Below are 21,064 nucleotides of genomic sequence, written 5' to 3'. Positions count from 1 at the left end.
CCGGGGCGGGCGGGCGCGCCGGGGGCGGGTCACCGGGGGGCGGGGCCGGCCGCGGGCCCGAAGGGCTGGTCGAGGAACTGGGAGAACACGTCGGGTGACTGCCAGCTGAGGCTTTCGAGGGCGAGCGGGTCGAGCCGGACGTGGAAGCCCAGTCGCAGCGACCGGATCTCGACCCGGTGGCCGTTGCGGGTCCGCACCTTGCTGATGCGTACGGCCGTGAACTCGTTGACCACCGTGAACTCCGTCTCGACGACGTCCTCCGCGTCGCCCGGGAGGCCGCCGGCCCCGGGGACCTGCGGGGTCATTCAGATCACCATCCGCAGGTGCGGCAGCCGGACGACGCTCTCGTCCAGGACGACGGTGCGGCTCACCAGCCCCCAACCGTCGGGGCGACGGCGCACCACGTCACAGCGGCCCGCGGGGGCGAGGACGGCGGGGTGCGACTGGTGCGTGACGCTGATCAGCACGTTGCTGGTGACGAGGAACTCGCCGTCCCGCTCGCCGGGTTCCGCCACCACGTTGGTGACGAACCGCCGGATGCGGTGGAGCGGGACCTCGCCCCAGGCGAAGTCGATGTGCTCCGGTTCGAAGCGGCGGGCCCACAGGGACGCCAGTGACTCCCGCGACTCGTCGACCAGGTAGGCCCCGGGGACGTTCGGCGGCAGGGCGGGATCGTCGCGGGTGACCGTGACGGGGACGCGGTAGACGAACTCCTCCTCCAGCAGCGGCAGCCACTGGGGGTAGGCGTACGCGTCCAGCAGCCGGGCCTCGACGTCGAAGAAGTGGCGCAGCGCGTCCGAGGTCCCGGGGTCGGGCGTCCGGCCGTGCGGGAGGTGCCGGGCGAGTGCGTTCATCGGGCCGTCCTCCGTCCCGCCCCGGTGGAGGCGAACGAGGTGTCGTTCATCAGCTCCGCCCAGCGGCGGTACAGCTCGCGCTGGTTGGTCTCGGAGTGGTCGATGTCGTAGACGTCGCCGGGCCAGGACTTCTCGGTGTCCTTGGGTGCTGCGAGGCCGCCCTCGTAGACGAAGTCCTCGGTCTGTGACACGGCGCCCCGGCTCATGTCCGCGACGCTGGTCCAGTTCTGGAGGTCGTCCGTGTCGAAGATGCCCGCCAGGCCGACCATGCGCAGGTTCGCCCGCAGGGAATGGGTGCGCTGCTGTTCGTCGTACCACTGCGGGACGAGCGCCCAGAGCATCAGCTCGCAGTGCATGCTGTCGAGGGGCCGCCACACGCGGAACTGCACGTAGGACACGGCCGGGGTGTCGTCGCCCGAGGTGAGGGCGGCGGCGTCGATGAGCGACAGGTTGGGGAAGACGTTCCCGTGGAGCACCGAGAGCCGTGACATCAGGTCGACCTGTCCGGCGTCCAGGCCCTCGGCCATCGTCTGCCACTTCTCGGACGGGTAGCCGAGGAAGACCGGCTCCGTCCCGGGCAGGTCGTAGTGCTGCACGCGGAAGGTGTGGCCGTTGCCGGCGACGATGCACCGTCCGCGCATGTCGGCCATCGACACCCCTTCGAGCTGGGGGAACGCGTCGGTGTTGAGGTAGGTGCCCAGCTCGATCGGGCTCTGGTGGGTGGTCGCCAGGTGGTAGCCGTCGCCGGCGAAGTTCTCCGATCCGAGCTTCCAGTTGGTACGGACGCGGGCGCGGGCGGGCGGGCCCGCCGCGACCAGGTCCCCGCCCTTGTCGAGGACCCCGCGCAGGTACCAGGCGGCGGGGCCCAGCTCTTCGGCCAGGGGCGGGGCGTCCGGGTTCCAGCTGGCGAACACCAGGCCGTGGAAGGTGTCCACGTGGGGGACGCGCACCAGGCCGAACGCGGACTTGTCGAAGGACGCGTCGAAGACCTGTTTGCGTTCCGGGACGCCCTTGAGGTCACCGGAGTTGGCGAAGGTCCAGCCGTGGTAACTGCACCGGAAGTGCGAGGAGTTGCCGAGGTCGGCCCGGCACAGCTGGGTGCCCCGGTGGGTGCACGAGTTGAGGAACGCCCGGATCTCCCCGCGCTCGTCGCGGGTCACGATGACGTCCTCACCGCCCAGGTTCCTGGTGACGTAGTCGCCGGGGCGGGCGATCTCGCTCTCGTGGGCGACGAAGAGCCAACATCGCCGGAAGATCCGCTCCATCTCCAGGTGGAACGCGTCGTCGCCCCAGTACGACTGTCGGCTCACACGGGTTTCGGTCTTTCCTGCCTCGTTCATCCGCAGACTCCTGTCTCCGAGCAGGCAATATCCGCACAGTGGACATCATGTCCACTAAGTGGGTGCGGTGAAGCTACAACCGGGAAAACCGGGTGTCAATGCCCCCGGAAGCATCGAAAAACGTCCGACTCGCCCCGCCCGCCGTCACCTTCGAGAAGGGCGTGCGCGACCCATTGACCGACCCGGACGGGATTGCTAGCCTCCGCCACTATCCACTAAGCGGTCACGTCATCCACTATCTGGATATCAGACGTTCGGTCCGCTTCTGACGCGCCGAGGCCCGCTGCCCGCCGCGTCCCGACCCGCGTCGGTCCGTCGTGATCGACGTCCATCCCGTCGAACGGAGATCCGTCCATGAGCTACTCGCGTCTGGAAGCCCGCGCCTGGGCCTGGGAGAACATGAAGGGCATCTGCGGATGCCTGATGCCGACGTTCACCAGCGATCTGACCGAGATCAACGAACGCGCCGTCCGCCACGACATCGCCCTGGAGAAGGAACTCGGGATGTCCTCCGCGCTGATCGTCGCGGAGTGCGGCACCACCTTCGAGGAACTGATCCGCGTCACCGAGATCGCCGTCGACGAGGCCGGGGACGGCCTCCAGACCGTCGTCCACGCCGCGCTGCCGACCCTCCAGGACAACATCCGCCTGGTCCAGGAGTCGGAGAAGCGCGGGGCGACCTTCGTTCTCCTCTCCTACCCGCTCACCTTCTATCCGCAGAGCGAGCAGGAGGTCTTCGACTACACCAAGGCCGTCGCCGACAGCACCAACCTCGGGGTCATCGTCTTCGCGATGCACCTGTGGAACTTCCGCCGGCTGCACCCGAGCCACTTCTCGCCGCAGCTGATCGGCCGGATGATCGACGAGATCCCCAACGTCGTCGCGGTGAAGAGCGAGGTCGGCGGCCCCGGGGTCGGCGGCATCGCGGAGATCTTCCACAAGTACCGCGACCAGGTCATCGTCATGGACCCGATCGAATCCAACTCCCCGGCCTGGCACTCGATGTACGGGATGCAGTGGATGGGCACCTCGAACTACGAGGCGTACGGCCCCTGGGTGGCGCGTTACTTCGACCTGCTGCGCGCGGGCAAGTTCGACGAGGCGATGGAGATCTACTGGCGGATCCACCCGGTGCGGGAAGCCGACTCCGCGGTGGTCGGCCAGGCCGTGGCGGGCACTGCGATGGTCCACCGCTACCTGTGGAAGTACCAGGGATGGCTCAACGGGTTCAACGGCGGCCCCATGCGCGCACCGCTGTCCCGCATCAACGACGGCCAGATGGCGCAGCTGCGCGCCGCCGCCGTGGCCGGCGGTCTGGACGTCACCGACTCCCCGGACCACGAGTTCTTCCTCGGCCGCAACCCGGCCTGATGCCGCCTCCCCGCCCGCAGAGCGAAGGACCTTCGATGACGACGTCCACCGAACCGCTGTTCTCCGATCTCATCATCGGCGCGGCGCCGCCCGGCCGCCCGCGCGACACCATCGACGTCCGCGACCCGTCCTCGGGGAAGCTGCTCGGCCGCGTGCCGGACGGCAGCGCCGAGGACGGCCTGGCCGCGGTCCGGGCCGCCGCCGAGGCGTTCGACTCCTGGCGTGCGACCAGCCCCCGGCACCGGGCCGAGGTCCTGCGGCGCTGCTGGGAACTGATGACCGAGCGCACCGACGAGATCGCCCGGCTCATCTCGGCGGAGAACGGCAAGACCCTCGCCGACGCCCGGGGCGAGGTCACCTACGCCGCGGAGTTCTTCCGCTGGTACGCCGAGGAGGCGGTCCGGGCCGTCGGCCAGCTCGGCGTCTCGCCCGGCGGCGCCAACCGGATCGTGGTGACCTACGAGCCCATCGGCGTCGCCGTGCTGGTCACCCCGTGGAACTTCCCCGCCGCCATGGCCACCCGGAAGATCGCTCCGGCGCTGGCCGCCGGCTGCCCGGTCGTCCTCAAGCCTGCTACCGAGACCCCGCTGACCGCCTATCTGATCGCCCGGCTGTGCACGGAGGCCGGGGTCCCCGACGGGGTGATCAACGTGGTCACCACCCGCCGCTCCGGCGAGGTGGTGAGCGCGATGCTGCACGACCCGCGGGTGCGGGCCCTGTCGTTCACCGGCTCCACCGAGGTGGGACGCGTCCTGCTGCACGAAGCGGCCGACACGGTGCTCAAGTCCAGCATGGAACTGGGCGGGAACGCCCCCTTCATCGTGCTCGACGACGCCGACGCGGACGAGGTGATCGAGGGCCTGATGATCGCGAAGATGCGCAACGGCGGCCAGGCGTGCACCGCCGCCAACCGCATCTACGTCCACCGCTCCCTCATCGGGACGGTCTCCCGCCGCCTCGCGGACCGGTTCGCGGCGCTGACCGTCGGCCCGGGAACCGACCCGGCGAGCGAATGCGGGCCCCTGATCAACGAGCGTGCCGTGACCAAGGTCGCCGCCCTGGTGGAGTCCGCGGTGGCCGCCGGGGCCCGGATCCTCACGGGCGGCGCACGGCCACCGGGGGAAGGGGCCTTCTACGCGCCGACCGTCCTCGTCGACGTCCCGCCCGGGGCGGACATCGTGCGCGAGGAGGTCTTCGGCCCGGTCGCGAGCCTCATCGCCTTCGACACCGACGACGAGGTCGTGCGGGCCGCCAACGACACCCGTCTCGGCCTCGCGGCGTACGTCTACACCGCGGACCTGCGCCGGGGGCTGCGGATCGCCGACCGACTGGAGGCCGGCATGGTCGCCGTCAACCGGGGACTCCTCTCCGATCCCGCGGCACCGTTCGGCGGGGTCAAGGAGAGCGGCCTCGGCCGCGAGGGCGGTTTCGAAGGAATGCTCGAATTCATGGAGTCGAAGTACATCGCCACTGCGTGGTGAGCGTGGCCACCGCCCTGCCGGGCGACGACGGCCGAGCCCTCGGCCAGAAAGCGAGAGTCGCATGTCCATCTCCCCCTCCGCCCACGCCTCGCCCTCCGGGCCGCATCCGATCACGAGCGTGCGGTCCGTCGCGATCGCCGTGGCGGACCTGCCCGTGGCACGGGGCTTCTACCGGGACCTCTGGCAGCTCGACCTGGTCGAGGAGGAACGGGGCCGGAGCTGGTTCGGGTCCGGGTGTCCCAGCAACTACATCGTCAAACTGCGCCAGAACGACGTCGCCGGGATCGAGCTGACCACGTTCGACGTCCGCGACCGGGCCGGGGTGGACGCCCTGTTCGAGCGGGTCGCCCGCAGCGGCGCGCAGATCATCCGCGAGCCAGGCGACCGGCCGGAGCTGGGGGGCGGCTACTCCTGCGCCTTCTTCGACTGCGACGGCCGCGCCCTGGAACTGGCGACCGAGGTCGAGCAGCGCGCCCACCGGCCGGTCGAACGCGGTGAGTCGCGGCCGAAGTTCATCAGTCACGTGGTGTTCAACACCACCGACGTGAACCGGACCGTCGCCTGGTACGGCGAGGTGCTGGGGTTCAAGATCTCCGACTGGCTCCAGGACTTCTTCTGCTTCATGCGCACGGGGAGCTGGCACCACATCATCGCCTTCGCCAAGTCGAAGCACACGAGCCTGAACCACGTGTCCTTCGAGCTCAACGGCATCGACGAGTTCATGCGCGGAACGGGCCGGATCATGCGCGCCGGCGTCCAGCCGCTGTGGGGTCCCGGGCGGCACGGCGCCGGGGACAACACGTACTCGTACTTCCAGGAGCCGTCGAGCGGCTTCGTCATGGAGTACACCACCGAACTGATCCAGATCGACGAGGAGCACGGCTGGACGCCCAAGGTCTGGGGCACCATGCCCGAGGAGCAGGACCAGTGGGGAACGGCCAACGCCTTCGACGAACTGATCCTCGCGAAGATGACACCGGCCAGCGACCCCGTCCTGTGGACGCCGCCGCGCGCATGAGCAACGGCGACGGATGGAGCGCGCTCACCGCGGGCACGGTCGTGGCCACGGGGGTCCGGTGGGCGGGTGAGGTGACGGACGCCGTCGGCGTCCGGACGTTCCTGCACGCGGGTCCCCCGCTGGACGGGGACGCACCGCCCGGACCGATGCGCGGTGCCGTGCTCGGGGCCCTCGTGCTCGAAGGTCAGGCCGCGGACCTGCGCGCGGCGGGCGAACTGTTCGACTCCGGCGGCGTGTCCCTGGTGCCGTGCCACTCGGTCGGCGCGGTGGGCGCGATGGCGGGCGTCGTCTCCCCCGGCACCGCCGTCGTCGAGGTGACGGGCGCGGACGGCCGGACCGCGTTCGCCCCGCTCAACGAGGGCCTCGGCGAGGCGCTGCGGTTCGGCTCGACGAACGAACGGGTCCTGGACCGGCTGCGGTGGATGCGGGACGTGCTCGTCCCCGTGCTCGACGCGGCGCTGAAGGACGGGGGCGGGATCGACGTCACCGCCCTCCAGGCGGAGGGCCTGCGCCGCGGGGACGAGTGCCACAACCGCAATGTCGCCGGCACCGCCGCCCTCGTGGCCCGTCTGGCACCGGGGGTCGTCCGGGCCTCCCCCGACCCGGACACGGCCGTCGCGGTCCTGGAGTTCCTCTCGGGCAATCCGCACGCCTTCCTGGCCTTCTCGATGGCGGCGGCCAAGGTGCTCGGGGACGCCGCGCACGCGGCCGAGGACACCCGCGGGTTGGTCACCGCGATGTGCGCGAACGGCCGCCGGCTGGGCGTGCGGGTGAGCGGGGTGGACGGCTGGTTCACCGCGCCCGCGCCCGTGGGCGAACCGAAGGTGTTCCCCGGGTTCACCGTCGAGGACGCCTGCCCGGCGATGGGCGACTCCTTCATCACCGAGACGGTCGGACTCGGCGCGTTCGCCCTGACCGCGGCCCCGGCGATCAGCTCGTTCATCGGGGGCTCCCACGAGCAGGCCGTCGCGCTGGTCGACGAGATGCGGCGGATCTGCCGCGGCAGCAGCGGGCGGTTCCTGATCCCCTTCGACGGCTTCCGGGGTACGCCCGTCGGCATCGACGTCGACCTGGTCTGCCGGACCGGGATCACCCCGGTCGTCAACAACGGCTTCGCGCATCGGGAAGCGGGCCGCGGCCAGGTCGGCGCCGGCCTCACCCGACTGCCCCTGGAACCGTTCCTGAAGGCGCGCGACGCCCTGGCGGCGTCCGCCGGGACCTCCCGGTGAAGCCGCTGCCCGGGCGGGGCCGGACGGTGGGACGTCCCGGCCGGCCCTGCCCGCTCCACCCCCGCCGAAACCGTCGGGAGGGGCGCCCCGAGACCGGTCCCGTGGGGTTCCCCGGGAGCACCCCGTGACGGCGCGGAGCACCGACCCGGGTCAAGGACCCCGGGACGCCACGGCGATCGCGGCGGCGGTGCGCGCCGGCACCTGGTCCGCCGAGCAGGTGTGCCGCCGGGCGCTCGCGGCGGCCGTCGAGGCGGACGGCATCTTCTGGGCGGTGGACCGGCAGTCCCTGGAAGCCGCCCGCGAGATCGACCGCCGAAGGGCACGCGGCGAGGCCCTGGGGCCGCTGGCCGGTGTGCCGGTCGCGGTGAAGGACAGCTTCGACGTGGCGGGGATGCCCACCACTGCGGGGCTGCGCACGCCGATCCACCGGGCCGCCGCGGACGCGACGGTCGTCCGGCGGCTGCGGGCGGCCGGCGCCGTCGTCATCGGCAAGACCGCGATGGACCAACTCGGCTGGAGCATGACCGGACAGGCCCCCGGCCGGCCGCCGTGCCCGAACCCCGCGGTCCCCGGCGCCCTGCCCGGCGGCTCTTCCGGCGGGTCGGCCGCCGCGGTGGCGGCCGGGATCGTCCCGCTGGCGCTCGGCGGCGACACCGCCGGTTCGGTACGGGTGCCCGCCGCGTGGTGCGGCACCTTCGGTGCGAAGCTGTCGCACGGCGCGGTGCCGATGGACGGCTGTGCTCCGCTGGCCCCCTCGATGGACAGCGTCGGAGTCTTCACCACCTCGCTCCGCGACTGCCGCACCGCCGCCGAGGCCCTGGGCGTGCCGGACGCACCGGACGTCGACCGCAGCGGTGCCCCGCCGCGCATCGGGGTGCCGTCGGACCTGACGGAGCACGGGCCGCTCGCCCCCGCGATCGCCGCGTCGTTCCGGAGCGTCGTCGACCGCCTCGCCGGCACCGGTCACCAGGTGGCCGAGGTCGGGTTCGCGCTGCGACCGCGCGGCTTGGGCCCCGTCCTCACCCACGAACTGGCACTCCGCTGGGCCGGCCGGATCGAGCCGGACGAGCCGGGCGTGCGGGCGGCGCTCGACCACGGCAGCCGCATGGCGGCGGACGCGTACGCGCGGGCCCGATCGGCCCTGTCGCTGGAGACCCGTCACGCCCGGCGCGCCTTCACCGACGTCGACGTCGTCGTGCTGCCCACCACGCCGATGGCGGCACCGCCCGTCACCGGGCCCGCGGCGGTGGTCGACGCCTCGCGCTTCACCCGGGCCGCCGGCGCCCACGGACTCCCGGCCGTCTCGGTGCCGCTGGGACCGGGCCACCACCACCTGGCGCTCCAGCTGATCGCCCCTCCCGGAAAGGACCACCAGCTCATGCGGTACACCGAACACCTGATGAAGGCCCTCGCATGCTGAACCCGCCCGATCAGCCGCGTCCGGTGCTGTGGACGCCCTCCGCACCGTGGATCGCCGCCAGCGCACTCACCCGCTTCCAGGACTGGCTCGCCGCGGAGCGCGGCGTCCGCTGCCCCGACTACGACACCCTCTGGCGTTGGTCGGTCGAGGACATCGAGGGGTTCTGGAAAGCGATCTGGGACCACTTCGAGGTGCGCGCCGACGGCGACCCCACGACCGTGCTCGACGGTCGCACCATGCCCGGTGCCCGCTGGTTCCCCGGGGTCGCCCTGAACTACGCGGAGCACATCCTCGCCGGGCGCGACCCCGAGCGGGTGGCGATCGTCTGCGCCTCGGAGTCCCGACCGCCCGTGGACGTCACCTGGGCGGAACTGCACGACCGCGTGGCGCGGGCCCGGGCCGGGCTCGTCGCGGCCGGAGTGGGCCGCGGCGACCGCGTGGCGGCCTACCTGCCCAACACGATCGAGGCGGTCGTCGCCCTGCTGGCGACGACGAGCCTCGGGGCGATCTGGTCCGTCGTCGCCCCGGAGACGGGCGCCGCGAGCGCCCTGGACCGCTTCCGGCAGATCGACCCCACCGTACTGATCGCGGTGGACGGGTACCGCTACGGCGGACGCGAGGTCGACCGCCTGGACACGGTGCGCCGGATGGTCGACGGGCTGCCCACGCTCGACCGGGTCGTCCTCGTCGAGCACCTGCGCCCGGGCAGCCCGCTCGCCGGCCTCGGCCCCGCCGTCACCTGGGACGACTTCTGCCGCGAACGGACACCCCTCTCCTTCGCCCGGGTGCCCTTCGACCACCCGCTGTGGATCCTCTACTCCTCGGGCACCACAGGCGTGCCCAAACCGATCGTCCACGGGCACGGCGGCATCGTGCTGGAACACCTGAAGAAGCTGCACCTGCACGTCGACGCCCGCCCCGACGACCGCGTCCTGTGGTTCACCAGCACGGGGTGGATGATGTGGAACTTCCTCGTCGGGGGACTGCTCACCGACGCCGCGATCGTGCTCTACGACGGAAGCCCGCGCCATCCCGACACGGCCGCGATGTGGGACGTGGTGGAGGCCACGCGGACCACGTGTTTCGGCACCAGCGCCGGTTTCCTGGCCGCGTCCCGGGCCGAGGGCGTACGCCCGCGTGCACACGGAGCACTGGCGCGGCTGCGCGCGGTCGGTTCGACGGGTTCCCCGCTCACCCCGGAGGTCTTCGACTGGGTGTACGAGGAACTGGGCCCGGATCTCTGGCTGTTCTCCAGCAGCGGCGGCACCGACGTGTGCACCTCGTTCATCGGCGGGGTGCCGACGCTGCCGGTGGTGCGGGGCGAGTTGCAGCGCAGGTCGCTCGGCGCGCCCGTCGCCGCCTGGGACGAGGACGCCCGCCCGGTGATCGGCGAGCGGGGCGAACTGGTGCTGACCGCGCCGATGCCGTCGATGCCGGTGAAGTTCTGGGGCGACGTCGACGGCACGCGCTACCACGACGCCTACTTCGCCCACTACGCCGTCGACCCGCCCGTGTGGCGCCACGGCGACTGGCTGGAGGTCGGGCCGCACGGCGGGGTGGTCGTCCACGGACGCTCGGACGCGACGATCAACCGGGGCGGGATCCGCATGGGCACCAGCGAGTTGTACCGGTCCGTCCTGACGCTCGACCCGGTGGTCGACGCACTCGCCGTCGACCTCGCCGATCCGGACGGCACCTCACGGCTGGAGCTGTTCGTGGTCCTGGCCCCGGGGCACGAACTCGACGAGGAACTGCGCCGGGCGATCGCGGCCCGGCTGCGTGCGGACTGTTCCCCCCGGCACGTTCCCGACGCGGTGCACCGGATCGAGGCGGTCCCCCGGACCCGCACGGGCAAGCCCCTGGAGGTTCCGGTGAAACGGCTGTTGATGGGCGCCGATCCCGGTCGGGTGGTGGACCGGGCGGCCCTGGCCGACCCCGGGGCCCTGGAACCCTTCCTGCGGCTGGCCGAAGAGCGGGCGGGCGGGAATGGCCGGTGACCCGGGCGCACGCCCCCGGGTCCGCGTCGAGGAGGCGGAACCGGGCATCACCGTCGTCAGCATCGACCGGCCGGGCCGCCGGAACGCCCTCGACGCCCGGACGCTCGACGAGCTGGCCCGGGCGTTCGAAGGCATCGACGCCCGGGCCGCGGTGCTCACCGGCACCGGCCCGGCGTTCTGTGCGGGCTACGACCTGCACAGCGTCGCCGGCCCCGGGTTCGCCCGGCACGCCGAGGAACTGATCGCCCATCCCGCGCACGCCGTGTTCGGGGCCATCAAGAACGCCGGGTTCCCGGTCGTCGCCGCCATCACCGGCCCGGCCCTGGGCGGCGGTCTGGAGCTGGCCTGCTGCTGCGACGCGCGCGTCGCCACCCGCAGCGCCGTGTTCGGCGTACCGGCCGGCGACCTCGGTCTGGTCTACTCCGACACGGGCGTCCAGCGGTTCGCTTCGGTCTGGGGCGGCTCGCTGACCCGCGAGATGCTCCTGCTGGGGCGTCGCGTGGACGCCCGGCGCGCCTGGCGGGCCGGAGTCCTGGCGGAACTCACCGACGAGCACGGTCACGTCGCGGCGGCACTGGACCTGGCCCGGCGCGCGGCCCGGCTGACGCCGGGGGCGACCGCCGCCAACAAACGGATCACCGAAGGCGTGCTCGCTCCGTCGCCGTCCGGGCCCGCCGTCGACGCCGCCGCGCTGCGTCGTGCGTGCTTCGCCCCCACGGGGGAACTGCGCGCCCGGGTCGAGGCGTTCGTCCGGGGCTCCGCGGCGCGACGGGACGGGCGGCGGGCTCCGGGCCCTGCCCCCGCCCCTCCGGTCCGGGACCTCGCCGCTCCGGGCCAGGGTCTATCACCTCCAGCCCGTGACCTGCCCCTTCCGGGTCGCGTCCGGCCCCCGTCGGGCGGCCAGGTGCCCGACGCCTGACCCGGTGGGCCCGCGACGGGGCGCGCCCACCGACCCGGGGCGGGGCCGCCCCCTCCCACCGGGAGGAGCCGCAAGAGGAGCCGCACACCCATTGACGGGGCTCCGCCACCACCCCTACCTTCTCGGACACAGTGTCCGCATAGTTGACTCCATATCCATTAAGTGGATACAAGCGGAAAGTGAGGCCGTCCCATGGCCAGAAGAATCGTCGACCTCTCGATGACCGTCGACACCGATCCGACCCTCGACGGCAAGGGCGTCACCCTCGTCCCCCACTCCGAGGGGGCGAAGTGGAACAAGGACAACTACGACATCGACCCGCAGGACTGGCCCACCCCCGGTGAGGCGTACGCCATCTGCAACCTGGAGATCACCGACCACACGGGGACGCACATGGACGCCCCCTGGCACTTCGGTCCGGTGATGGCGGACGGCTCCCGGCCCAAGACCATCGAGGAATGGCCGCTGGAGCGGTGCATCGGCGACGGGGTGGTGATCGACATCCAGGACTGCGCGGACGGCGAGGAGGTGTCCCTCGACACGCTCCAGCAGAAGTTCCGCGACATCGACTACACGCTCAAGCCCGGCGACATCGTGCTGTCGATGACCGGGAACGACAAGTACTTCGGTACGGACGCGTACATGACCAGGGGCGGCGGCATGAGCCGCGAGGCCCTGGAGTGGATGCTCGACCAGGGCGTCACCACCGTGGGCACCGACGCGTGGAGCTACGACCGGCCGTACGCCGCGTGGGCGGCGGACTACCACGAGCACGGCCACGACCCCAAGTTCCTCTGGCCCTGTCACCTGTTGGGGCTGGAGAAGGAGTACGTCCACATGGAGAAGATGGCCAATCTCGACCAGTTGCCCCCGCACGGCTTCCAGGTGATCGCCATGCCGTTGAAGATCGCCAACGGTACCGCCGGGCCGGTCCGGGCGATCGCGCTCGTCGAAGAGGACTGACGTGGCCGCCGACTTCGGCCTCGTCACGGAGGTGCCCGGTGTCCTGTCGGGCACGGCATGGCACTGGGCGGGCACCGTGGACGAGCTCGTCTTCACCTCCGGCCAGATCGGCTGGGACGAGCAGGGCGACGTCGTCGGGGTGGACGACCCGCTCGCACAGACCGAGCAGGCGTTCCGCAACCTGGCCCGCACCCTGGAGGCGGCGGGCAGTTCGATGGACCGCATCGTCAAGATCACCGGCTTCATCGCCAGGCCGGAGGCGCTGGAAGAGATCCGGTCGGTCCGCGACCGGTGGCTGCCGACCCGCCCGCCCTCGACCTTCGTGTTCGTCGCGGGGCTGGTGCAGCCGGAGCTCATCGTCGAGTTCGAGGCGATCGCGGTCAGGAAGCGATAGCCCGGCGGTCGTCCCCCGGCAGGGCAGCGGGAGAGGCGCGCCGAACAACCCTCGCCCTCTCCCGCACGCTCCCCTCCGGATTCAGTCGGATTCGGAGGGGTCGGCCGGATCAGACGGATCAGCCGGATCACGGTCCCCGGCGTCAGCAACCGCGAAGCGCCGAACGGCGCCGCCGCCCCGCGACGCCGGTGCAGGAAACCGCCCTCCCGTGCACGCACCACGAACACGCGCTCCCCCCACCGGTCGACGGTCGGTCCCCCACTCGCCCCGCTCCCGGGGTCCACCTCATCGAAGGGATCTCCCGCCATGTCCCAAGACGTCTACACCGCCCGATGGCGCATGCTCGCCCTCCTGGTGGCCGGCTACGTGGGCCTGACGCTCAACTGGTTCAACATCGCCTCGGCGTTCACCCCGATCAGCGAGGACCTGGGGGCGTCCTTCTCCCAGTTGGCCTTCCTGATCGCCCTGTTCCTCATCGGGTACGGCGTCGTCCACGTTCCCGCCGGCCTCCTCGCGACCCGGCTCGGCCTCAAGCGCACGCTCGTCCTGGGAATCGTCCTGGAGGGCGTCGGCGGCGTGCTCTCCGGAGTCGCCGTCGAGTACACCGACCTCGCCGTGTACCGCGTACTGGCCGGAATCGGCGGATCGATCTTCCTCTCGGTGTCCGTGAGCGCGGTCAGCGTCTGGTTCCGCAACCACGAGATCAACTTCGCGCTGGGCATCACCGGCGGCGCCGCGTTCAGCGTCGGGGCCGCACTGGGCCTCTACGGGTGCGTCGCCCTCACCGATGCCGTCGGCTGGCGCACCATGCTGATCCTCTGCGGGGCCGTCAACCTCGTCGTGGCGGCAGCCGTCGCCGCGTGGTTCGCCACCCCTCCGGATGTAGCGGGACTCGCCGGCGCCGAGATCACCAGAGCGGGCCTCGCCAAGGCGTTGTGGGACCGGCAACTGTGGATCTACGGCGCAGCCATGGTCGGGGTGTACGGCGCCTACATCACCGCGTCCCAGTTGATCGGCGAGTACGCCATCGACGAACTCGGGTTCACCAGCGGCCAAGGAGGCTTGCTCGGCGCGGTGTTCGCCCTCGCCGGCATCCCGGGCAGTCTGCTCGGCGGATACGTGGCGGACCGGCTGAAGAACTACCGCTTGATCATGGTCGTGCCGTTCCTCGCCATGAGCGCCGCCCTCTTCCTGGTCCCCGTCCGGTCGGCCCCCCTGTTGTGGTTCCTCTCGGCCCTGATCGGGTTCGTCTTCCTCTTCAGCTTCCCCGCGTGGCTGTGCGTCCCCGCCGAGATCTCACGCGTGGACGCCGAGCACATCGGCACCGCGATCGGACTCATGCTCACCTTCGCCGCGATCGGCGGCTTCGCCCTCCCCATCGCCTTCGGCGAGATCGTCCCCACCGCGGGCTACGGTGCCGGGTGGGCCACGCTCGGCGCCCTCTCGGGGCTCGCCGCCCTCATCGGGCTCTTCGGCCGCAAGGGCCCCGCTCCCGTCGCCGCCGACGCTTCCTCCGCGCCCCGTCCGACCTCGCCGACCGGCTCAGGCACCGCGGGCGCGGAGGACCAGAAGTAGGCGGGGGCGGCCGGGGCGGTGCCGCGCGCCGCACGGTCACGATCGGGGCTCACCCGGCACCCCGATGACCCACCCGCGGCCCTCCGGACAGCGCCCCGCCCGCCCGGCCGCCGGTCCTCCGCCGCACCGCGTGGTCCGCCCCTGGTCACCGGGACGCCGACCCCTTCGGCGACAGCGGCGCGGTACCGGCGGCCGGGGTCCCAGCAACGGTGGCGGACGCCGCGGCCCGAGTCGCCGTACGCCGTCGCCCCTCGGTGGGCGTCCTCCGCCCCGGGACCGCGCACCGGACCAGTGGCCGGAACCAGCCCCCCGGCGCAGGGCCCGCCGGCCCCGGCGACCAGCGGCGAAGCGCGTACCGGAGTGCTCCCCGCACCGCTCTCGCCGCCCCCTTCCCGGAGCCCGCCCACAGCGACCCGGGTCGATTGTCAGTGATCGCCGCTAACGTTCCGCTTGTCGTCGCAGTGATGCCGGCAACTCCCGGCTGAACTGTGCGTTCTTCTTGCTGTCTTGACGCGTGAGGCGGGGATCGTGGGTTGGCTGTCGGCGGGTGACGGGTACGAAGTCGCCCTGATGGATGGACGGGTGGCAGCACGTGCCACTTCGGGTCGGGCGGCGGGGCGGCAGCTGAAGTCCCTGCCGCGCGCCCTCAAGGACCACCCCGAGGTGGACCGGCTGCGACGGTTCGCGGAATGGCTGGATCGGCACGCCGCGGGATGTGTCGCGCAGGTGGACTCCTGGATGGTGTCGTCGCTGCCCGTGCCGACCGGCCTGCTGGCCCGGGTGTGGCCGGACGAGGCCTGGCAGTCGGCCCTGCGTGACCTGGCCGTGGTCGGCGACGACCCCGACGAGGTCGGCCTCCTGCGGGGCACCACCGCGGACGGCGAACTGCGGTTGGTGAACCTCGACGGCGAGACGGTCCGCCTCTCCCCGCGCTCGGTGACCCTGCCGCACCCGGTCCTGCTGCCCGACCTCGACGACCTCCGGGAGTTCGCCGCGGAGCTGGGCGTCGTCCAGCGCGTCGAGCAGATCCACCGGGCGACCTGGCAGCGGCCCGACGACCTCGACCCCAAGGCCACCGAGATACGCGAGTTCGCGGGTGGCTCGTTCCGTTCGCGCTTCGCCCTCGCCGCGCGCGCCAGTTCCCTGGGTTACCGCGTCTCGGGCGGCTACTCCACGGCCCGGGTGCGCGACGGCGGACACACCGTCGAGGCCTCCGTGTGGATCGGGGAGCCGTACTGGGAGGACTCGGTGGAGACCGGTGGCCTCACCTGGCACGGTCAGGACGGCCGTGCCGTGCCGCTGCACGAGGTGGGCCCGGTGGCCTGGTCGGAGGGGATGCGGATGGCTGCGGCGCTGTACGCCGGACGGGACGTCGAGAAGGGCAAGGACGCATGAGCGGGGGGACGCAGGTGTCGTACGAGGACATGCTCGCGGCGGGCGCGGTCCTGCCGCCGGACACACGGGACGCGGGCGAGCGGGCGGTTGCGCTGACGGCGCGCAGCTACCGCCACCCGGGGCTCGACGACCGGGTGGTGGTGCGGCTGGTGGCCGGTGAGCTGGGCGCGGCGGAGGACCTCGCCGCCGGTTTCCTCGGCCTGGAGCAGGACGCGGAACCGGCCGTGGTGGGGCTGGGGCTGCGCCAGTCGCTGGGCTTCCCGGAGTGGGTGCTGGTGCACCACCCCGCGGACGGGCACCACGCGCTCGGCGTCGTACCGGACCTGGAGCGGGTGGCGCGGCAGGTGAAGTCCCGGCCCAAGGCCGCCATGGACGCCTACGTGGAACTCGGCGCGCAGCTGGCGGCCTCCGTCCCGCACTTCCTGCCGACCTTCTACGAGCAGGCGGCCCGGGTCTTCCTCGCCGAGGAGAACACCACGTACGCGGCCCAGTTGTTCACCCGGGCCCGCAAGGCCGAGGCGGAGCACGGGCTGCTCATCGAGGAGGACCGCCTGGACGCGGTGTTCCTCGAATTCGCCCTGGCGGGCGCGCTGCCGGTGAAGGTGCTGTCCGCCTACGGCAGGGAGCTGGCCGCCCGGGTACCGGCCGAGGAGGCGCTGCGGCGCTTCACCCGGTTGTGTCTGCGCCGCACGGCGGGCGGCCTCCCGCCGTCCGCGCAGATGGCGGGCGACCTGCGCAAGCTGGCCCGCGCCGCCGCCCGGGACGCCGACCTCGCCGAGCAGGAGTACCTCCGCGAGCTCCTCGGCCTGCCGGCCACCGTGCGTGCCGCGGCCGGCTGGTGGAAGGGCCACCGGACCGCGCTGGTGGCGCTGGCCTTCCGGGACCGGCGGGTACGCGGCACCTTGCTGGACATGGTCCCCGCGGGCCACGACGACGAGATGCCCGCGCTGTGGCTCAAGGTGCTGGAGGACTCCGGCGCCGCTGCGGGCCTGTGGGACGCCTCGCTGCCCGAGGAGGAGCGTCCGGGGGACGGCACGGCGGGCTGGCTGGAGCGCTTCCTCGTCTTCCGCGAGCGGGCGCGCTCCTGGCGCGGCTCGACCCGGATGCCTGAGCTGTACCGGCTGGTGGAACGGACCGTGGACCGCCTGCGGGCCGAACTCCGTGCGTCCGGCGGTGCGGTGCGGGTCACGCACGACATCGACCTGATCGACCTGCTGCTGTCCCTGGACGTCCCGGTGGCCGCCCCGGAGCGCGACGACGCCTTGCCGCTGACCGCGTGGGCACAGGGCGAGGGACACCGGGACCTGCTGTTCCTGGGCGCCGACGCCCGGTTCCACGACGCCTTCCTGAAGGGCGCCGAACAGTTCGGCAACCACGAGGGCGGGCTGCGGGCCATCCGCCTGCTCGCCGCGTCCCTGGGTGGCCGCCCGCTGCTGGCCCGCTGGGTCACGGCGGCCGTCGAGCGCTTCGCCGTGGCCGGTCTGCCCCAGTTGCCCGCCGCGCTGGGCCGGCTGAAGTGGCTGCCCTCCGAGGCGCTGGCGCTCGCCGAGGACGAGGTGCGCCAGGCAGTCGCCACCGACCTGACCCCCGTGCTGGTGCGCACCCTGCGGGCCGGCCTCTTCGACGAACTCGGCTGGCCCGCCTGGGAGGAGGCGGTGGCCGACCTCGTACCGAAGACCCAGGTGGAGGATCTGATCGTCGCCGACGCCTGGCCCCACCTCGTGGTCGCCGGCACGGCCCAGGCCCGGGTGATCGGCGCCGAGGGCACCCTGCTCACCCACGACCTGCGCATCCCCGCGGGCGAGCGCCGCGGCGACCCGGGCTTCCACCACGTCGACGGCGAACTCCTCGTCTACTGGGACAGCGGCAACGGCGGTCTGCGCGGCTACTGGCACGGCCGGGCCGACCGCGTCGAGGCGTTGGCGGGCCCGCGCTCCACCCGCGGCACCGAAATGGACTGGTACCGGGGCAACTTCCCGATCACCCTGCCGCTGCCCGGCGGCGGCCGGACCACCGGCCGGGGTGTCGTGCACGCGGGCGACACCACCGTGCCCGAGGAGAGCCCGCTGCTCTTCGACGGCTCCTCCTACTGGGTGTGGCACGCGGACGCCGAGGACCGCGCGGCGCACGGCTGGTACGAGTACGACCCGGTCACCGGCGACCGTGGCCGGATGAGCCGGCCCGCCTTCTTCGCCGACGCGCTGCGGGACGCCCCCGAGGGCAGCAGCCTCGCGGGCGGCCGGCTGCGGCCCTCCCCCACGACCGGTGCCGCCCCCGCCTGCGCGCCCGTGGACGGACTCGTCGGCCTGCGCAGGCTGACGCTCCCGGACGGTTCCGTGCGGGTCGAAGACCTCGCCGGGCACGCCCTCACGCTCCCGGCCGAGGCCGGCCTGCCGCACACGCTGGTGATGTTCCCCGGCGCCGAGCGGCCCACCGCGGTCGTGCGCAACGGCTGGCAGCTCGACCTCGTGGACGCGGAGGGCGTCGTCACCGCCTGGGCGAAGACCGACCGCACGGCGGGCCCCTTCGGCGAGGGCACCCTCCTGCTGCCGCCGGTGCAGTACTGGGAGTGCCTGACCCCGCGGGACCCGGAAGGCTCCGCGGGGCTGCGGCGCATCGACGGCGACACCGCCGCCGCCCTGCTGACGGCCGCCGCCGACCGGGACGCCGAGGCGCTGCGCGGTGCGATCCGCTCCCTGTTGTCCGTCACCCACCCCGCCCTGCTGAAGGGCGTCGCCTCGGTCGTGCGCTACGCGGCGGCCCAGCAGGGCGTCCTGGACGCGGCGGCGACCCGGCTGACCCGGGCCCTGGAAGGCGGCCCGTCGGACGAGGGCCCGGCCGGCCCTGCGGACCTGCTGCTGCGCGACGCGATGAGCGGTTTCAGTGCGTCGAGCAGCCACTGGTGGCACCGCGACGAGCAGGCCGACACCGTCTTCCGCGCCCTGCGCATGCTGACCCGCGCTGCCGAGGCCACCGACCCGGGACCGGGCCGGGCGGACGGCCGGCTGCATCTCAGTGGACCGGAACTGCCCGTCGGAAGGCCGGAGTTGTCCACCGTGATCGCCCGGATGTCGACGGTCGCCTACCGGGCCGCCGCCGGCACCACCACCGACGAACACCGCGAGGCGCTGCGGCTCCTGCTGGCCGGATTCGACCGGTTGGGGATGGGCGGGTCCGCGGAGTCCGACCGCTGGCGCACGGTGACCCTGCGCCTGGACGCGCACCGGCTGCGCACCGCCTCGGAAGACGAGCGGGAGGGCTCCTGGAACGGCCTGCTGCCGCTGGCGGACGGCGCCTTCCTCGCGGTGACCTCACACGGGTCCCCGGGCAAGGACGGTTGCGACTTCACCGGCCTCTTCCACGACCCCGCGGGCCGGTTCGCCGCGCCGGAGCCCTACCGGATGCTGTCCTGCGACCCGATCGACCGGGGCGAACACCCGGTCCGGCTGGCGGAGTTCCTGGCCGAGCTCGCCGCGCGCGGTCCCGCGCCGTGGTTCCCCGCGGCTGCCGAGGAGTTCGCCCGCTTGACCGGCACCACCGAGACGATGGCCCGGCTCGTCGTCGCCGGGCTGCCGCGGGTCGACGCCTACGAGCGGACCTTCCTCACCACCGAGGCCCGCCACGTCATCGGGGTGAAGGCCGCGCCCGCGGCGGTCGCCAAGGACGAACTGCGCACCCTCGACAGCGCCGTGCGCGCCGCGGTCGTGGCCGCCCTGCTGCCCGCCGACCCGGCCCGGCTGTGGACCGAGGGCCCGGACGTGGCCGCGGGTGCCGCCGTCTGGAACGCCCGGATCGGCAGGCGTCCCGCCGTGCCCGAGGAACTGCTCGGCGACGCCGTCCGCGCCCTCAAGCACTCGGTGTGGCCCGTACGGGAAGCCCTGCCCGCGCTGCTGGACCCGGCCGGCGCCCCGCAGCTCACCCGGGACCTGCGCTGGGAGGTCAACGGCGACCGGGTGCGGCCCGTCGGCGACGAAGCCGGGTTCACCGTGTCGACCCTGGTCAGCACGGTGGCCCTGACCGCCTGGCTCGCCCACCGGCTGCCCGCGGGCGATCCGGTCCGCGCCGCGCTGCCGGCCGCGTTGACCGCCGTGCGGGCACGACTGGCGGCCCCCGGCCTCATGCTCGACCTCGGCCGCTACATCAACCTCCCCGAGTTCCGGAAGACCGCGGGTGCGCCCACCGAGACCGGCCCGGGATTCGAGCGCTACGGTGCCGTCGTCCTCGCCACCCACGACGACCGGCCCGCCCCGGGCATCCGCGTCGACCTCCTCGACGAGGCCGGCCAGGACCCCCATCTGCCCGCCACGCGCACCGACGGCCACCCGTACCAGGCCGAGGTCGCCCTGCGGCTGGTGTCCGACCCGCGTTTCGCGGCCCTGCTCACCGACCCCGGAGAGCCGATCGGGGGCGAGGGCGACCGGTCCAGCACCTGGTGGCCGCAGGACCCGGGCCGCTCCGTGCCCGACCTGGTCACCGAGGCGGCCAAGGAGTACGGGCTCGGGGAGGACGCGGCCACGCTGTACCTGATGCTGCTCGCCATGCCCGACCCGACCGACCGGGCCACCGCCCGGTGGACGGGCTGGAAGCCGGCCCGGCTCAAGGCGGCCCGTGCCGAACTGGCCGCCACCGACCTCGTGGTCCAGGCCACCCGGACCCGCGCGGGCCGTTCCCTCTTCCTGCCCGGCGGCTGGGCCGAACAGCCGGCGCCCCGGGTCCCGCTGGAGCGTTGGAAGCTGCCGCTGTTCGACGTGGTCCACGGCGAACACGTCTCGTTCGGCGTGATCGTGCCGACGGAACCGGTCGCGGACCTGTACCGCAGGGCCTGGCAGCGGGTCCTCGACGGCGACGCGCCCCGGTTCGAGGAGCTGAAGGTGCGACGGGGTCGCCGTCGCTGACCGGCGCGAGGCGCCACCGTCGGTGGATGTCGCGCGGGCGGGGGCACCGGACACCACCGGTGCCCCCGGTCCCGCCCGGCTCCCCCGCGCGGCGGCCCTCAACCGGTAGGGGGCGCCGCCCCCCCCCCCCCCACAAAGGCCTCCCGGCCCCCCACCCCCACCGCGCCAGCACATCCCCCCCCGCCGACCCCGCCCCCCCCAAAGCCTCACCCC

General features: G+C 73.1%; 15 protein-coding genes. 12 read left to right on the top strand and 3 right to left on the bottom strand.

All coding sequences use genetic code 11. The features are described 5' to 3' along the window. Positions 1-29: 29 nt before the first annotated feature. Genes ACFV88_RS17935 through ACFV88_RS17925 form a run of 3 tightly spaced genes read right to left on the bottom strand, consistent with a single transcriptional unit; the run spans position 30 to position 2,194 of the window. Positions 30-305: a hypothetical protein gene (locus tag ACFV88_RS17935; RefSeq protein ID WP_385492092.1), complete on the bottom strand. Its 276-nt coding sequence runs from the start codon at positions 303-305 to the stop codon at positions 30-32. Beyond that, complete coding sequence (locus tag ACFV88_RS17930; protein WP_385492089.1) at positions 306-854, bottom strand: aromatic-ring-hydroxylating dioxygenase subunit beta; 549 nt, start codon at positions 852-854, stop codon at positions 306-308. Beyond that, positions 851-2,194 (bottom strand): Rieske 2Fe-2S domain-containing protein, encoded by a 1,344-nt coding sequence (locus tag ACFV88_RS17925; RefSeq protein WP_385492087.1) that lies wholly within the window; start codon positions 2,192-2,194, stop codon positions 851-853. The genes ACFV88_RS17930 and ACFV88_RS17925 overlap by 4 nt, the downstream gene beginning before the upstream one ends. 354 nt (positions 2,195-2,548) lie before the next feature. Here ACFV88_RS17925 and ACFV88_RS17920 point away from each other — a divergent pair, with 354 nt between their 5' ends. From ACFV88_RS17920 to ACFV88_RS17865, 12 genes are all read left to right on the top strand, one after another. Next, positions 2,549-3,565, top strand: coding sequence for a dihydrodipicolinate synthase family protein (locus ACFV88_RS17920; protein ID WP_385492084.1), 1,017 nt, complete (start codon positions 2,549-2,551; stop codon positions 3,563-3,565). Between the two features lie 35 nt (positions 3,566-3,600). Continuing rightward, positions 3,601-5,046, top strand: coding sequence for an NAD-dependent succinate-semialdehyde dehydrogenase (locus ACFV88_RS17915; RefSeq protein WP_385492081.1), 1,446 nt, complete (start codon positions 3,601-3,603; stop codon positions 5,044-5,046). 61 nt (positions 5,047-5,107) lie between these two features. Beyond that, complete coding sequence (locus ACFV88_RS17910; RefSeq protein WP_385492078.1) at positions 5,108-6,064, top strand: VOC family protein; 957 nt, start codon at positions 5,108-5,110, stop codon at positions 6,062-6,064. Then, positions 6,061-7,293 carry a DUF1116 domain-containing protein gene (locus ACFV88_RS17905; protein ID WP_385492075.1) on the top strand — a complete coding sequence of 411 codons (1,233 nt, stop codon included), beginning with the start codon at positions 6,061-6,063 and terminating at the stop codon, positions 7,291-7,293. The genes ACFV88_RS17910 and ACFV88_RS17905 overlap by 4 nt, the downstream gene beginning before the upstream one ends. Before the next feature lie 124 nt (positions 7,294-7,417). Continuing rightward, entirely contained in the window at positions 7,418-8,713 is a 1,296-nt protein-coding gene (locus tag ACFV88_RS17900) for an amidase (RefSeq protein ID WP_385492072.1), read from the top strand. Then, complete coding sequence (locus ACFV88_RS17895; RefSeq protein WP_385492069.1) at positions 8,707-10,710, top strand: acetoacetate--CoA ligase; 2,004 nt, start codon at positions 8,707-8,709, stop codon at positions 10,708-10,710. The genes ACFV88_RS17900 and ACFV88_RS17895 overlap by 7 nt, the downstream gene beginning before the upstream one ends. Further along, positions 10,700-11,629: an enoyl-CoA hydratase/isomerase family protein gene (locus ACFV88_RS17890; RefSeq protein WP_385492066.1), complete on the top strand. Its 930-nt coding sequence runs from the start codon at positions 10,700-10,702 to the stop codon at positions 11,627-11,629. The genes ACFV88_RS17895 and ACFV88_RS17890 overlap by 11 nt, the downstream gene beginning before the upstream one ends. 192 nt (positions 11,630-11,821) lie before the next feature. Then, positions 11,822-12,592, top strand: coding sequence for a cyclase family protein (locus ACFV88_RS17885; RefSeq protein WP_385492063.1), 771 nt, complete (start codon positions 11,822-11,824; stop codon positions 12,590-12,592). A 1-nt stretch (position 12,593) separates the two neighbouring features. After that, positions 12,594-12,986 carry a RidA family protein gene (locus ACFV88_RS17880; protein WP_385492060.1) on the top strand — a complete coding sequence of 131 codons (393 nt, stop codon included), beginning with the start codon at positions 12,594-12,596 and terminating at the stop codon, positions 12,984-12,986. Positions 12,987-13,292: 306 nt separating this feature from the next. Next, on the top strand, positions 13,293-14,561 hold the full coding sequence (locus ACFV88_RS17875) for a nitrate/nitrite transporter (protein ID WP_385492057.1): 1,269 nt from the start codon (positions 13,293-13,295) through the stop codon (positions 14,559-14,561). Between the two features lie 528 nt (positions 14,562-15,089). Then, complete coding sequence (locus ACFV88_RS17870) at positions 15,090-15,956, top strand: DUF4132 domain-containing protein (RefSeq protein ID WP_385492398.1); 867 nt, start codon at positions 15,090-15,092, stop codon at positions 15,954-15,956. Beyond that, positions 15,953-20,851 (top strand): DNA-binding protein, encoded by a 4,899-nt coding sequence (locus ACFV88_RS17865; RefSeq protein WP_385492054.1) that lies wholly within the window; start codon positions 15,953-15,955, stop codon positions 20,849-20,851. The genes ACFV88_RS17870 and ACFV88_RS17865 overlap by 4 nt, the downstream gene beginning before the upstream one ends. Positions 20,852-21,064: the final 213 nt, after the last annotated feature.

The sequence above is a fragment of the Streptomyces sp. NPDC059816 genome, from assembly GCF_042732055.1.
In the GTDB taxonomy this organism is placed as follows: Bacteria; Actinomycetota; Actinomycetes; order Streptomycetales; family Streptomycetaceae; genus Streptomyces.
The sequence above is the reverse complement of the archived record's forward strand: the minus strand, read 5'-3'. Positions and strand labels throughout refer to the sequence as shown.